The following is a 14,991-nucleotide window of genomic DNA, read 5'->3' as shown; positions in this document are numbered from 1 at the left end:
CGCACGATGTCGCGCTATTCGGCCACCGAAATCGAAGCAAAATGGCAAGAGGCCTGGGACAAGGCCGGGATCTTTACCGCCAACCACAAGGCGGACAAGCCGAAATACTATGTGCTTGAGATGTTCCCCTACCCGTCCGGCCGAATCCATATGGGGCATGTGCGCAACTATACGATGGGCGACGTTATCGCGCGGCACAAGCTGGCCACCGGCCACAATGTACTGCACCCGATGGGATGGGATGCCTTTGGAATGCCTGCCGAAAACGCCGCAATGGCCATCGGTGGCCATCCCAAGGACTGGACCTACGGCAATATCGCCGACATGCGCGGGCAGATGAAGCCGCTGGGTCTGTCGATCGACTGGTCGCGCGAATTCGCCACCTGCGACCCGGAATATTACGGCCAGCAGCAGGCACTGTTTCTCGATATGCTTGAGGCCGGGCTGGTCTATCGCAAGAACGCCGTGGTGAACTGGGACCCGGTTGACATGACCGTTCTGGCCAACGAGCAGGTGGAAAATGGGCGCGGTTGGCGCTCGGGCGCTTTGGTGGAACGGCGCGAGCTGACACAATGGTTCTTCAAAATCTCGGACTATTCCGAGGAATTGCTGGACGCGCTGGACACACTGGAAAACTGGCCGGCCAAAGTGCGCCTGATGCAGGAAAACTGGATCGGCAAGTCGCGCGGTCTGCAATTCTCGTTTGACCGCACCGATGGCGAGGACCCGATTACCGTCTACACGACGCGGCCCGATACGCTGCTGGGCGCATCTTTTGTCGGCATTTCTCCGGACCACCCGATTGCCAAAAAACTTGAGGCCGAGAACCCAGAAGTTGCTGAATTCGTGGCCGAATGTCGCAAAGGTGGCACCACCGAAGAGGCTATCGAAACCGCCGAAAAACTGGGCTATGACACTGGCATCACCGTCAAACACCCGCTGGACCCGAATTGGGAACTGCCGGTCTGGATCGCCAACTTTATCCTGATGGATTATGGCACCGGCGCGATTTTTGCCTGCCCGGCGCATGATCAGCGAGATCTGGACTTTTGCCGCAAATACGATCTGCCCGTGGTCGATACGTTCTTTGCACTGGACGATGACACGCCGGTCGACAAAACCGCCTTCGTCCCGCCCAAAACCGAGAAAGTGCGCTGGGTGAACCATTTCGCGGGCCTGACCGAGGCAACAGGCGATGAGGCGATCAACGCCACCGTCGATTTCGCCGAAAAGGCCGGTTGGGGTGAAGGTGTCACCAAGTATCGCCTGCGAGACTGGGGCCTGAGCCGTCAGCGCTATTGGGGTTGCCCGATTCCCGTGGTGCATTGCGACACCTGCGGCGTGGTGCCTGAAAAGAAAGAGAACCTGCCCGTTCAGCTGCCTGACGATGTCACCTTTGACAAACCGGGCAACCCGCTGGATCGTCACCCGACATGGCGTGATTGCGCCTGCCCGAAATGTGGTGCACCAGCGAAACGCGAAACCGACACGATGGACACATTCGTTGATTCGTCTTGGTATTTCGCTCGTTTCACCGCCCCGCGCGCAGAAACGCCGACCGATCTGGCCGAGGCCGAATACTGGATGAACGTAGACCAGTATATCGGCGGGATTGAGCATGCGATTCTTCACCTGCTCTACTCGCGCTTTTTCGCACGGGCGATGCAGATCACCGGACACCTGCCGAAAAAAGCCATTGAACCGTTCAATGCGCTGTTCACGCAGGGCATGGTCACGCATGAAATTTACCAGACCCGTGACGCCAATGGCCGCCCGATTTATCACCTGCCCGAAGACGTGACCGACGGCAAACTGGCCGACGGCACCGAGGTTGAGATCATCCCCTCGGCCAAAATGTCGAAATCCAAGAAAAACGTGGTGGACCCGGTCAGCATCATCTCGGCCTTCGGTGCCGACACTGCGCGCTGGTTCGTCCTGTCCGATTCGCCGCCTGAACGCGACGTGGAATGGACCGCATCCGGGGCCGAGGCTGCGTTCAAGCACCTGAGCCGTGTGCACCGCATCGCCTCGGAAATCGCCGAGTCGGACGTTCCGGCCAATGGTGAAGACGAAACCTTGCTGCGCGAAATGCACAAGGCGATCCATGATGTGTCCGGCGGCGTTGAATCCTTTGGGTTCAACGCGTCCATCGCCAAGCTCTATGCGTTCACCAACACGCTGGCGAAATCCAAGGCGGGCAGCGATGCCAAACGTCAGGCGGCCAAGACACTGGCGCAGTTGATGTCCCCCATGACCCCGCACCTGTCCGAAGAACTGTGGCAACTTCTGGGCGGCGAAGGGTTGGTCGCCACCGCCCCTTGGCCCGTCGCGGATGAGGCGATGCTGGTCGACGACACTGTTACGCTGCCCATTCAGATCAACGGCAAGCGCCGCGCAGAAATCAGCGTGGCCAAAGATATGCCTAAGGATGAGGTTGAAAAAATCGCGCTCAGCACCGAAGCTGTGCAAAAGGCGCTGGAAGGCAATGCGCCCAAGAAGGTGATTGTTGTGCCGGGCCGGATCGTGAATGTCGTTGTTTGATCGCAGAACCCTGTTGATGATGCCGCTGGCACTTGCTGCCTGCGGCTTTGAACCGGTCTACGCCCCCGGCGGCGCGGGGGCCGCACTGGACGGTCAGGTCGCGGTATCGGCCCCGAACTCGACCAACAGCTTTTTGCTGGTCCAGAATCTGGAACAAAGGCTGGGGCGCAGCGCAACTTCGGGCAATGCCTATGAGCTGGATGTCAGCGTCACCACGGCGATCCGATCGGCGGCAATCACAACCACCAATGAGATCAACCGTCTGACCATCGAAGGCACCGCGAACTACGCCCTGACCTCGAACACCACCGGCCAGATCATAGCCTCGGGCAGGGTCAACAACTTTGTTGGCTATTCCGCCGCCGGATCAACAGTATCCACGCTGGCCGATGAACGTGACGCCCGTGCAAGGCTGATGGTGATTCTGGCGGATCAGATCGTGAACGAACTTTATGCCGCGCCGGGCCTTGGCTCATGAAGCTTAGCCCGCGCGAGGCTGAGGGATATTTTGCACGGCCAGACGCCGACAAGGCCGGGTTGCTGATCTATGGCGCAGATGCGATGCGCGTGGCGCTGAAACGTCAGCAAGTTCTGGCCGCGCTGCTCGGTGCAAACGCCGAAGAAGAGATGCGCCTGACCCGCATGCCGGGCGGCGATCTGCGCGGTGACCCTGCCTTGTTGCTGGATGCAGTCAAAGCGGTGGGGTTTTTCCCGGGCCCCCGCGCCGTCTTTGTCGAAGACGCCACCGATGTGGCCGCCCCCGCGATCATCGCCGCGTTCGAGGATTGGGCCCCCGGCGATGCCCAGATCATCGTGACCGCAGGCCAGCTGAAACCCAGCTCGAAAATCCGCAAAGCGTTCGAATCGCACCCTGCCGCCTATGCGGTTGGCATCTATGACGATCCGCCCTCACGCAGTGAGATTGAGCGGATACTGTCCGAGGCGGGTCTACAGAACATCCCCCGCGATTCGATGTCGGCCCTGGCTGAACTTGCCACAGGGATCAGTCCGGGTGATTTCACGCAAACCATTGAAAAGATGTCGCTTTACAAACGTGGCGACGCGTCGGAACTGACCATTGAGGATATCGAAGCCTGCGCGCCCCGCTCGACCGAGGCCGCGCTGGATGATGTGTTGAACGTGGTGGCCGAGGGCCGCGCCGGTGAAATCGGCCCGCTGATCCGTCGCCTGCAATCGCAGGGCACCAACGCGGTCAGCCTCTGCATCGGGGCGACCCGGCATTTCCGAACGCTTTATGCCTGCGCGTCCGACCCGGGCGGCGCGGCGCAGGGCATCGGCAAGCTGCGTCCGCCGGTTTACGGAAAACGCCGCGACCGTATTCTGCGGCAGGCGCAGGGATGGGGTGCGCCGAAATTGCAGACCGCTTTGACCGTGCTGACCGATACCGACCTGTCACTGCGATCCGCGGGGCAAACCGCACCGGCGATGGCGCTGGTGGAACGGGCCATGATCCGATTGGCGATGCTGGCGCGGTCACGCTGAGCGGGCCAGCCATTCAGCCGCAGACCGCCCGGCCCAGCGCCCCGTGGCAAAGCAGGCCGTCAGCAGATAGCCCCCGGTCGGGGCCTCCCAATCCAGCATCTCACCGGCGCAGAACACGCCCGGCAATGCTGTCAGCATCAGCCCGTCGTTCAGGGCCGCGCGCCTGACGCCACCCGCCGTCGAGATCGCCTCATCCATCGGACGCAGCTGCGCGCCAAAGATCGGAAGCTGTTTGAGCGCCGCAACCTCCTGCCCCTTGGGCAAGGCCATTTTCTTGGACATCTCATGGAACAGCGCAACCTTCTGCGCGGGCAGTTTCAGCGATTTCTTCAGCCATTGGGTGAATGTGGTTTTTGGGCTCTTGGCCGCAAATCGCGCCTGCAACGTCTCAATGCCCAGATCAGGCAGCAGATCGACGCACAAATCCGAACCCATTCGCACAGCCGGGGTCAGGGAATACAGACCGCCGCCCTCCAACCCGGTTGCTGAGATCGTGGCCTCCCCCCGGCTGCCCAACTCTCCGGCCATCCAGCGCACCGATTTCAGCGCAGCACCAAAGTGCGGCTGCATATGGGTGCTCCAACCCACCGAAAGCGCAGAATTTGACGGGGCGAAGGGCGCGAGATCGACGCCTTTTTCCCGCAGGGTGTCGGCCCAGTGCCCGTCTGAGCCCAACCGCGCCCAACTGGCCCCGCCCAGCGCCAGCACGGTGACATCGGGCGTAACGCGTCGCGTGCCTTGGGTCGTGTCAAACAACAATGTATCGCCGTCCCAGCCCAGCCACCGCCACCGCGTCTCAACCCGCACGCCCGCTGCATCCAGATGCCCCAACCACGCCCGCAATAGCGGTGAGGCTTTCATCGCCGTGGGAAACACACGTCCGGTCGAGCCTGTGAATATCTCCTGCCCAAGATCCTGCGCCCAGCGTTGCACATGGGCAGCATCACAATCGGCAATCATCGGGCGCAACCAGTCTGCGGCGTCACCATAAGCCTGCATCAAAACGTCAAACGGCTCATCCTTGGCCAGATTCAAGCCAGACTTGCCCGCCATCAGAAATTTACGCGCGACCGATGGCTTGGCCTCGGCCACCAGTACGTCGTGGCCAGCGGCGGCCAGTTCCTCGGCGGCCATCAGACCGGCGGGTCCGGCCCCGATTACCACTGCCTGTGCCATTGCTGTCCCCTTGCCTTTGACGCCATCCGGCGCAAGTTTGTCCGTGATATGTCGACCAGCGAACCGATCTGCCCGCTTTGTGACCGCCCCATTCCGGATGGGGGCGGCAGCCTGCACCATCTGATCCCAAAACTCAAAGGGGGCAAGGGTGGACCCACGGTTTTGCTGCACATCATCTGCCACAAAGAGGTGCACGCCACCCTGTCCGAGGCCGAACTGGCGCGCAGCTTCAACACGGTTGAGGCACTGCGCACCCATCCAAGGCTGGAGAAATTCCTGAACTGGGTCCGCAAGCGTCCGCCCGGATTTCGATCCAAAGTACCGGGCAAGCGGCGCGGGCGGTGATCAGCCGGGGCGCACAGGATCACCAAAGGCATCCCGGATGGACGCCTCCAGCCCCTGAACCTCCAACCCGCGATAATCCGGGGCGGGCGCGAATTGCGCGCCTGCCAGATGCTGAAACTCCAACGTGGTATAGGGGCGTTTCCACAGCCATTCGCGGTTGTCTACGGACCAGAGATCGGAATTTGGCGGAACCTCATCCGTGAAGGCATAGAAATGCAGGTCGAACCCGTATTGGGCCACATCCTGCACCGAAAGCAATCGCATGCCCTGCGCGCGGCAAAACGCATCCTCGGCCGCAATATCCCCGGTGCGCAAGGTGATCTGGCCGATGCAGGCTTTGGCAAACGGATCGGCCGGATCACCGGCATTTTCCGGGCGGTTGCCTTGGAAATCATGCTGCAACAACTCGATCACAAAGCCCTCGGGGTCTTTCAGATGGCACATGTATCCGATGTCGAGGAACTGTTTCGGATTCGACACCTCAACCCCGTTCCGGCGCAGATATGCGGCGGCAAGGTCCACATCCGGCACGGTGATCCCGATCTTCCAATAACGTTGCCCGCCGTCATGGGTGTAGCCACCGCCACCGGGCATCAACAGCAGGTCAGCATCCTGCCCCGCATACCCCACGCGGCGGTTCGGGCCCTGTGCCTGCGCGCGCATGCCCAGCATGTCCGTGTAGAACCTGGCCAAAGCGTCGGGGTCGGCAACGCGCAGCAAAACGGCTGACATCCTCATTGGCACATCCTTGCAATACCAGCGGCAATTTCGGGGTCGGCGGCCAAGCTGTCGGCCACAAGTGCATGTGCGGTGGGCAACAGTTCGTCCGGGGCCACCACCCGATCCACCAGACCATAGGCAAAAGCCTCAGCCGCCGTGATTTTCTGCCCGCCCATCAGGATCATCTTGGTGCGCGCAGGCCCGATCAGGGCCGCCATACGCACCGGATCAGACGGTTGCGGCAGAAAGCCCAGCCTCATCACCGGGTAAAAGACTTTCGCCTGCGGCACCGCAATGCGAATGTCACAGGCCAAAGCCATCCCGTTTGCGCCGCCCGCCAGCGTTCCGTTCAGCGCGGCAATCGTCAGGCAAGGCAGCGCCGCAATCGCCCCTGACAGCCTTTCCCACAGGTCCGACGTGGCAAGCCCCGCGCGGGCCTCATCCAGATCGGCCCCGGCGCTGAACACCTTACCGGCACCCGTCAGGATCAGGGCGCGGGCCTCGCCCGCACCCTCGGCAATCTCGGCCAGTTCGGTCAGCATCGCGCCCGTCAGCGCGTTGGCCTTGTCCGGGTTGTTGAGCGTGACTGTCCACAGCCCGTCAGATTTGGTCAGATCAATCACGTCAGGCCAACCCGTTGGCGAATATCCTCGCGCCGCAATGAGATTTCGCCGCCCAGAAACTCATCCGCGTCCGCCGAGCACATCCACAGCAGCGCCTGCGCGGGCCAGTCGGCTGGAATGTGATCGCTCCAGTCCAACTGGCTGACGGCGTTGATCCCGCTGGCCTTGATCACCCGCTGCATATCGGTGGCCACAGTGCCCGGCGACAGGCCCATCGCGCGAATACCGTGGATCGATTCCTCAAGATGCAGGCATTCGGTCAGCATCTTGGCCCCGGCTTTCGAGGCGCAATAATGGCTCCACGCCTCAATCGGGTTCGAGGCTGCGCCCGATGACACCGTGATCACCGTGCCGCCCCCTGCCGCGCGCATCACCGGCAAGGCCGCACGCATGCCGTGGAAAACCCCTTTGAGGTTGATGTCGATGGCCGCGCCCCAGGCGGCAACATCGGCGTTGGAGAGGTGAAAGATCGGATCGATTACACCTGCATTACCGATCAGAACGTCCAGCCCGCCAAACCGGTTGACGCAGTCGGCAACGGCCTGTTCGACCTGCGCGAAATCGCTGACATCGCATTGCAGGGCGATCGCGTTCTCGCCCAGCGCCTCAGCCAGCGCATCGATCTGTTCACGATTGCGCGCGACCAGCGCGACATTTGCACCCGCTGCGGCAAATACGCGCCCTGCCTCGGCCCCGATGCCGCGACTTGCCCCTGTTATCAGTACGGTTTTGCCCTGCATTTGACCGCTGTACCTCCGTTGGCTTGAGATTGTGTGAATCTCTAACCCGCCGACGGGGAAAGGGTCCAGTCCTTGCCCCTTGACGCCCGACGCTGCAAGCACGACGATGCCGGCAAAATTGATCAAGAAGGGTTCTCTGATGTCCGTTTTCCTTCGCCGCTGCGGCGGCGCAGTTTTGGCTTACTCCGTTGTCACGCAGGGTGCGCTGGCCGATGTCACCGCACAACAGGTCTGGGAGGACTGGCAGGCCTATCTGACCCAGATGGGCTATACGGTCACCGCCGAACAATCCGTTTCCGGCAATGTAACCACGATCACCAATTTGGTCATGTCAGTTGATGGCCTCGACGGCGAGGGCGATATGCAGATGTCCCTTCCGCAGATGACGCTGACGGAAAATGGCAACGGCACCGTGAACATCGACTTTCCCGAAAGCTTCCCTCTGACCATATCAGGCGGTGCCGAGGACAGCTCATTCTCGGCCGGTATCGAATACTACCATGACGGGCTTGAAACGGTCGTCTCGGGTGATCCCGACGACGTGACCTATGACTACACAGCCCCGTCCGTCGGCATTAAGCTCAGCAACCTGACCGTCGACGGAGAGGCAATCCCCGCAGATGCCCTGGCCGTTGATGTCAAACTGACCGAGGTTGAAGGCAGCTCGCAGATGAAAATCGGCGAGAACCGCGACATGGATCAGAAATTCACCGCCAAGGGTCTGACCTATGATCTGGCCTTTACCGATCCCGAGGGGGAAGGCAACGGCAAGATCGACGGCTCGATGAGCGATCTGACCTTCGAAGGCATCAGCGTGATCCCCTCGGATTTCGATGCCTCTGATCCGACATCTTTCTTCAAGGGCAACACTGCGTTTTCGGGCCTGTTCACCTATGGCGCGGGACAGACGGCGATTGCCGGCACGAGCGAGGGGCAGCCCTTTTCGATGGGCAGCGAATCCGAGGGCGGCCGGTTCGGCGCCAGCCTCGATGAACAGCGCCTGGCGTATGACATTGAACAAAACAGCACCAAACTGGCCGTTACCACTGCCGACCTACCCTTCCCGATCGAAATGGCGATGGCCAAAACCGGGCTGAGCTTTGAGTTCCCGGTTCAGAAATCGGAAGAAGAGCAGCCCTTTGGCTTTGCCATCAACCTGACCGACTTTACCATGTCGGACGTGTTGTGGAGCATCTTTGACCCTGCAGGTACGCTGCCCCGCGACCCGGCGACCATCGCGCTGGACACGACAGGAACCGCGAAAATCCTGACCGATTTCTTCGACCCCGAAGCGCTGGAGAATCTGGACGAGGCACCGGGCGAACTGAATTCGTTGAAGATCAACAAATTGCTGGTTTCGCTGGTGGGGGCAAAGCTGACGGGCGACGCGGATTTCACCTTTGACAACACCAATACCGAAGAGTTCGACGGCCTGCCCGCACCGGAAGGTGTCGCCAACCTGGAACTGGTCGGGGCCAATGCGCTGATCGACAAACTGATCGGCATGGGTCTGTTGCAGGAAAGCGATGCGTTGGGTGCGCGCATGATGATGGGTCTGATGGCGGTGCCGGGCGAAGAACCCGACACACTGAACTCCAAGATCGAATTCACCGATGAAGGCCACATCCTGGCCAACGGTCAGCGCATCAAGTGATGCTTGCCGGGCGAAGCTTACCCAAGCTTCGCCCCTGACCCCTTTAAAGCGCTTCGGGTTTTACCTGAATCACTCTGCGACACGAATGTCCCGAGTACGCCGCAGGCATGGCAGGGTTTTCGTGTCTCAAGTTGAACCCGAGACGCTTTAGGGGTTCAATTCAAGTTCCTGCACCAGAGCGCGCGCTATGCGGCGACCGACCTTTGTACCGTGAAACATTGCAGGGTTGGGGTGCCTGTCCGCAATCGACACCATGTGGAACCGGTGGTTGCCATCATAAAACTTGAAATTCGTTTCGCACAAAAACAATCGCCCGGTCTTGGCACAGGGGAGTATGTCATGCGCATACAGACCGACACCCAGGGCCTTTTTGACACCTTTGGCGATCTCATTGATCTGGTCTTTATTGGGCGTAATGAGTTTCTTGTGGAAATGGTGAACCAGCTCAACATCCACGGGCGTATCTTTGGTATGCACACTGGGTCCTTTACCGGCGCGAATCCAGGAAAACAGGACCTGCTCACCAATAGCTTGCGCCCGGATGCAGACATTCCAGGTCTCACCACGGAATTCATGCCGGCAATCGACATATTCGGTGTTATACCGTTCTGGATCCAATTCATCGGCCTCTTTGAGCAATTGAACCGGAACATGCGCATTCGACACCTGGTTTGAGAATACCGTGTCAAATTGATCCCCGGCCTCAATCAGTTGCGGCATGGGCACCTCAGCGGCTGTCAGAACTTTGTTCTGTCGTACCTTGTGACCAACGACGCGGCCCTGCTCAATGGAGTGAACCATCTTGTAACCCAGGGCTGTAAGCTCTGCCTCGCGCGCGCGCAGCCAATCGACCTTGTCGTGCTGGACCACGAAAAGCTCGTTGTAATGCAACAGAACATAGCTTTTGGGATCAGTGGTTGGCCCGCGCGCCATCAATTCTTCAAACGTCAAAACCTCGGCATTGACCTTCAGGTTGTTCAGCGATTTCGTGAAGTGGTTGATGACATTCTTCGACCCCTTGCCGACAGCAATGACATGGGGTTCGTTAAATTTGACAACAAAAAACTGGGCCAAACCAAGCACTCCTGTATACCGCCACCCAAACGGACGAAGGTTTCAACCTGTTGTGATTGCAGTTCTGCAAATCATTTAGTTGCCCCAACTAATGGAAGTTTCACCTGAAATGTAAACCCTTCGGCCATTCCAATTGATTTCACGCATAGCGAACAAGGTTTAACAAGGGATCAATCCGTCCAGAGGTCTTGCGGGACGGACAGTCCAAGGCTAGGTCCAATGCATGACAACCGGAGGTCGCATGACACGTACACCCGAAGAGATCAGCCAGGCCCTGTTGGACGCCGCCCGCAAAGCCGGGGCCGAGGCGGCGGATGCCATTGTGCTGGATGGGTCATCGATTTCGGTCGAGGTGCGCGGCGGGGCGCTGGAACATGCGGAACGGTCAGAAGGCACCGATCTGGGGTTGCGTGTCTTTCTGGGTCGGCGGCAGGCCATCGTGTCCAGTTCCGACAGCCGCCCCGAGACCTTGACCACGATGGCCGAGCGCGCGGTAGCCATGGCGCGCGAGGCACCCGAAGATCCCTTTACCGGGCTGGCCGCACCGGACCAGCTGACGACAGGTTGGGACCTGGCCGCGCTGGAACTGTTTGACCCCACCCCTGAGCCGGCCTCAGAGGCCCTGCTGCAAGATGCGCTTGAGGCCGAAGCCGCAGCGCTGGCTGTTGAAGGTGTCACCCAAGTCTCGGATGCCGCTGCAAGCTATGGCACGCATCGCGTCCACCTGGCGGCCACCAACGGGTTTTCTGGCGGCTATTCCCGCAGCAGCCGATCCACCTCGTGCGTGGCCATTTCCGGCGAAGGCACCGGGATGGAGCGCGACTATGACGGCGACAGCCGCACCTTTCAATGCGACCTGCGCAGCCCCTCTGAAATCGGGCGCACGGCAGGTGAGCGCGTTGTGGCCATGGTTGGGGCCCAAAAGCCCGCGACCGGCAGTTTCCCGGTGCTGTTTGACGAACGTATTTCGTCTTCGCTGATCGGACATCTGCTGGGGGCCAGCAACGGGGCGGCGATCGCGCGAGGGGCCTCATGGCTCAAGGATTGCCTTGGCGAACAGGTCCTGCCCGCACATCTGTCGCTGATCGAAAACCCGCACCGGCCACGCATCTCGGGCTCGCGCCCTTTCGATGCCGAGGGGCTGGCGACCCAGCGGCGTGCCATTGTCGAAAACGGCATTCTGACCGGCTGGACGCTGGACCTGTCCAGCGGGCGCAAGCTGGATATGGCATCAACGGGGAACGCCGCGCGTGGCGTATCCGGCCCCCCTTCGCCCAGCAGCTGGAACGTGAGCCTGACGCCGGGCAGTCACAGCCGTGCAGACCTGTTGCGTGACATGGGCACCGGCCTTTTGGTCACGTCGATGATCGGATCGACCATCAACCCCAACACCGGTGACTATTCGCGCGGCGCGTCAGGGTTTTGGGTTGAAAACGGTGAGATCACGCACCCGGTCAATGAATGCACCATCGCGGGCAACCTGCGCGATATGCTGAAACGGATCATCCCGGCCAATGATGCGCGGCCGCATCTGTCGCGGGTGGTGCCGTCGGTGCTGATCGAAGGAATGACACTTGCCGGCAGCTGACCTGCATCTGTTGATCGACGCCGCCCGCGAGGCGGGAAAGATTGCCACGCGATATACGGGCACAACGGCGCAACGGTGGGACAAACCGGACGGCGCAGGCCCCGTGACCGAGGCCGATCTGGCCGTCAACGCTATGCTGGAACAGCGCCTGCCAGCCGCCCGCCCGGGCTATGGCTGGCTAAGCGAAGAGACTGAGGATTCCACCGATCGCCTGACGCGCGACCGCGTGTTCATCATCGACCCGATCGACGGCACCCGCAGCTTTGCCGAAGGCTCCCGCACATGGGCACATTCGCTGGCCGTCGCCGAACAGGGTGAGGTCGTGGCCGCCGTGATTTACCTGCCGCAACGCGATCTGCTGTATGCGGCGGCCAAGGATGAGGGCGCGACGTTGAACGGGCACGCGATCCACACCTCTGGCATCACGGACCTGAAAACGGCCGAACTTTTGGCCGCCAAGCCCAACATGGACCCACGCCATTGGCAAGACGGTCAGGTCCCCGCGTTTCAACGGGCCTATCGCCCGTCACTGGCCTACCGCATGGCTTTGGTAGGGCAAGGGCGGTTTGACGGGATGCTGACACTCAGACCCAGTTGGGAATGGGACATCGCCGCCGGGGATCTGATCATTCGCGAGGCGGGCGGTCTGTGTTCGGACCGGCTGAATCATCCGTTGCGGTTCAACAATGCGCATCCGCGCCTGAACGGCGTCGTCGCCGCAGGCCGTTTCGTGCATAACGCCCTGCACGCGCAGCTTGACCCCAACAGCAGCGGTATCGGGTCATGAGCAAGCCGCGCTCTCTCAGCCTGGCGGCCTATCGGGTGCTGTCCTGGGGCGTGTCTGACGCGGCCAGTCACACCGGCACGCCGCGCCCCGAGGGCGAGTTGATCTGGGTGCATATCGACGCCCAACACAGGCAACGGGCCGTGGTGGATTTCTGCCAACGGCTGCAGCAGATCCGACCCACACTGAACATCCTGCTGACCGCCCCGCCCGATGCGGATGTGCGGCAGTGGGATCTGGATGACTACCTGCTGATCAACCTGCCGCTGGAACAGACCGGCGCAGCACGGGCCTTTCTGGACCATTGGCAGCCCGATCTGGGGCTTTGGGTCGGGGGCGGGCTGATGCCCAACGTGATCACCCGTGCCGAGGAACGCGGCATCCCTCTGATCCTGATCGAAGCGCAGATCGACATCCGAACCGCACGTGGCGCACGATGGCTGCCGGATATCACGCGTTATACTCTGGATTGTTTCAGGACGATCCTGACCACAACCTCGGAAACCAGCCGGACGATCCGCAGGTTGGGGATCGCGTCGAACAAGGTCAATGAATCGCCCCCGCTGCAAGTCAGCCCGAATCCAAAGCCATGGCCCGAAGATGAACTAATCGAGACCAATCACGCCCTCGCCGGTCGCCCGGTCTGGCTTGCCGCCTGCGTCGGCAACAAAGAATTCATCTCGGTCCTCAGCGCCCATCGTCAGGCGATGCGCATGTTGCCGCGGCTGACACTGGTTCTGCATGTGGCCGATACGGCCGAAGCCGAGCCGCTGCGTCGCCGCCTCGAAAATATGGACCTGCGCTGCTCCAACTGGGATGCAACCGGGCAGATCGAGGATACCTCGCAGGTCATTCTATCCGCAGAACGCGATGATCTTGGCCTGTGGCACCGGGTGTCGCCGGTCACGTTCATGGGCAATTCGCTGGAGCGCGGGGCCGGAGGGCATGATCCCCTTGTCGCAGTCGCGCTGGGGTCGTCGGTCGTGCATGGACCGTTTGTGCACCGCCATCAGCAGACCTATGATCAGTTGGATCGCGGCGGCGCGGCGCGTATGGTGAAAACCGCGACCGAACTGGGCAACGCCGTGGTCGAGTTGCTTTCGCCGGATCGCGCCGCAGACATGGCATTGGCCGGCTGGCAGATCGTGTCTGAGGGTGCGCCGCAAACGGATCGCCTGATTGATATGGTACAGGACTATCTGGATCGGCGGGGGACAGATGATGCGCGCACCTGATTTCTGGAATACCGCGCCCGGGCAACTGGATTTCCGCGCCAGACTGCTGGCCCCTCTGGGGCGGATCTATGCGGCGGCCACAGCACGTCGGGTGAAGTCTGAGGCCGGTGTGAAACCGGGGGTCCCGGTGATCTGTATCGGCAACCTGAATGCAGGCGGCACCGGCAAAACCCCCACCGTGATCTGGATGATCGAGCAATTGCGCGACGCATGGCACACGACCCACGTGGTCACTCGCGGCCATGGCGGATCGCTGGAGGGGCCCGTACGCGTGGACCCTGCCAAACACACCGCCGCACAGGTGGGGGACGAGCCGCTGCTGCTGGCCGCCTTTGCCGAAGTGTGGGTGGCCAAGGATCGCGCCGCAGGGGCACAAGCTGCCGCAAAGGCCGGGGCGACCGTGATCCTGCTGGATGACGGGTTTCAGAACCCCTCGGTCGCCAAGGATTTCTCGGTCATTGTTGTGGATGCGGCACGCGGGTTCGGAAACGGCCTGTGCCTGCCCGCAGGCCCCCTGCGTGAGCCGGTGGATGTCGGCCTGCAACGGGCCGATCTGGTGCTGTCACTGGGGGATGCCGAGGCCCAAAGCCAGTTCGCAGATCGCTGGAGCAGCGCCCTGACAGTGCCGCACGCGACCGGAGAAGTCGCTCCGCTACAGACGGGCATGGACTGGACGGATACGCCGGTTCTGGCCTTTGCCGGGATCGGGCACCCCGAGAAGTTCTTTCGCACTTTGCGCCAACAGGGCGCAAAATTGCTGCGGTCCGAAGCGCTGGATGATCACCAACCCCTGACACCTGCCCTGATGACTCGGCTGGAAAACGAGGCACGCCTGCTGGGTGCACAGATGGTGACCACCGAAAAAGACGCCGTGCGCCTGCCCACTGCCTTCCGCAGCAAGGTCCTGACACTCCCGGTGCGTTTGCAGGTGGATGAGGGGGACAAGGTGCGGCAGATGCTGTTGCAGATCGCACCGTCACCCTAGGGCGACCGGCCAGTTACAGGCCG

At 61.3% G+C, this 14,991-nt stretch carries 14 protein-coding genes; 9 read left to right on the top strand and 5 right to left on the bottom strand.

Features of this window, described 5'->3' with window-relative positions:
• Positions 1 to 6 precede the first annotated feature (6 nt).
• From leuS to holA, 3 genes are read left to right on the top strand one after another with little or no spacing between them, the layout of a single operon-like run.
• Positions 7 to 2,541 (top strand): leucine--tRNA ligase, encoded by a 2,535-nt coding sequence (gene leuS / locus ACRZ94_RS12320; protein WP_480797462.1) that lies wholly within the window; start codon positions 7 to 9, stop codon positions 2,539 to 2,541.
• Positions 2,528 to 3,019 (top strand): LPS assembly lipoprotein LptE, encoded by a 492-nt coding sequence (lptE, locus tag ACRZ94_RS12315; protein WP_480797461.1) that lies wholly within the window; start codon positions 2,528 to 2,530, stop codon positions 3,017 to 3,019. Before leuS ends, lptE begins: the two co-directional genes overlap by 14 nt.
• Positions 3,016 to 4,044, top strand: coding sequence for a DNA polymerase III subunit delta (gene holA / locus ACRZ94_RS12310; RefSeq protein WP_480797460.1), 1,029 nt, complete (start codon positions 3,016 to 3,018; stop codon positions 4,042 to 4,044). Before lptE ends, holA begins: the two co-directional genes overlap by 4 nt.
• Here holA and ACRZ94_RS12305 read toward each other — a convergent pair.
• A complete protein-coding gene (locus tag ACRZ94_RS12305) occupies positions 4,036 to 5,220 on the bottom strand; it encodes a TIGR03862 family flavoprotein (protein WP_480797459.1) in 1,185 nt (394 codons plus the stop codon). The genes holA and ACRZ94_RS12305 overlap by 9 nt on opposite strands.
• A 48-nt stretch (positions 5,221 to 5,268) precedes the next feature.
• On the opposite strand from ACRZ94_RS12305, the gene ACRZ94_RS12300 reads away from it, so the two are divergent.
• Complete coding sequence (locus tag ACRZ94_RS12300; protein WP_480653699.1) at positions 5,269 to 5,565, top strand: HNH endonuclease; 297 nt, start codon at positions 5,269 to 5,271, stop codon at positions 5,563 to 5,565.
• Here the strand turns inward: ACRZ94_RS12300 and ACRZ94_RS12295 are convergent, their stop codons facing one another.
• From ACRZ94_RS12295 to ACRZ94_RS12285, 3 genes are read right to left on the bottom strand one after another with little or no spacing between them, the layout of a single operon-like run.
• Positions 5,566 to 6,303, bottom strand: a complete 738-nt coding sequence (locus ACRZ94_RS12295; protein ID WP_480653697.1) for a VOC family protein — start codon at positions 6,301 to 6,303, stop codon at positions 5,566 to 5,568.
• Entirely contained in the window at positions 6,300 to 6,908 is a 609-nt protein-coding gene (locus ACRZ94_RS12290; RefSeq protein WP_480653695.1) for an enoyl-CoA hydratase/isomerase family protein, read from the bottom strand. The genes ACRZ94_RS12295 and ACRZ94_RS12290 overlap by 4 nt, the downstream gene beginning before the upstream one ends.
• Positions 6,905 to 7,648, bottom strand: a complete 744-nt coding sequence (locus ACRZ94_RS12285) for an SDR family oxidoreductase (protein ID WP_480653934.1) — start codon at positions 7,646 to 7,648, stop codon at positions 6,905 to 6,907. The genes ACRZ94_RS12290 and ACRZ94_RS12285 overlap by 4 nt, the downstream gene beginning before the upstream one ends.
• A gap of 139 nt (positions 7,649 to 7,787) precedes the next feature.
• On the opposite strand from ACRZ94_RS12285, the gene ACRZ94_RS12280 reads away from it, so the two are divergent.
• Positions 7,788 to 9,302 carry a DUF2125 domain-containing protein gene (locus ACRZ94_RS12280; protein WP_480653693.1) on the top strand — a complete coding sequence of 505 codons (1,515 nt, stop codon included), beginning with the start codon at positions 7,788 to 7,790 and terminating at the stop codon, positions 9,300 to 9,302.
• Between the two features lie 147 nt (positions 9,303 to 9,449).
• On the opposite strand, the gene ACRZ94_RS12275 is transcribed toward ACRZ94_RS12280, so the two are convergent.
• Complete coding sequence (locus tag ACRZ94_RS12275) at positions 9,450 to 10,376, bottom strand: hypothetical protein (protein WP_480653691.1); 927 nt, start codon at positions 10,374 to 10,376, stop codon at positions 9,450 to 9,452.
• Positions 10,377 to 10,617: 241 nt separating this feature from the next.
• Here ACRZ94_RS12275 and ACRZ94_RS12270 point away from each other — a divergent pair, with 241 nt between their 5' ends.
• From ACRZ94_RS12270 to lpxK, 4 genes are read left to right on the top strand one after another with little or no spacing between them, the layout of a single operon-like run.
• Entirely contained in the window at positions 10,618 to 11,964 is a 1,347-nt protein-coding gene (locus tag ACRZ94_RS12270) for a TldD/PmbA family protein (RefSeq protein ID WP_480653689.1), read from the top strand.
• On the top strand, positions 11,951 to 12,751 hold the full coding sequence (locus ACRZ94_RS12265; RefSeq protein WP_480653687.1) for an inositol monophosphatase family protein: 801 nt from the start codon (positions 11,951 to 11,953) through the stop codon (positions 12,749 to 12,751). Before ACRZ94_RS12270 ends, ACRZ94_RS12265 begins: the two co-directional genes overlap by 14 nt.
• On the top strand, positions 12,748 to 13,983 hold the full coding sequence (locus ACRZ94_RS12260; RefSeq protein WP_480653685.1) for a 3-deoxy-D-manno-octulosonic acid transferase: 1,236 nt from the start codon (positions 12,748 to 12,750) through the stop codon (positions 13,981 to 13,983). Before ACRZ94_RS12265 ends, ACRZ94_RS12260 begins: the two co-directional genes overlap by 4 nt.
• Positions 13,970 to 14,968, top strand: coding sequence for a tetraacyldisaccharide 4'-kinase (gene lpxK / locus ACRZ94_RS12255; protein WP_480653933.1), 999 nt, complete (start codon positions 13,970 to 13,972; stop codon positions 14,966 to 14,968). Before ACRZ94_RS12260 ends, lpxK begins: the two co-directional genes overlap by 14 nt.
• Positions 14,969 to 14,991 lie beyond the last annotated feature (23 nt).

The organism is Ruegeria sp. CH10, assembly GCF_056537125.1.
This window is presented reverse-complemented; position numbering and strand designations above follow the sequence as displayed.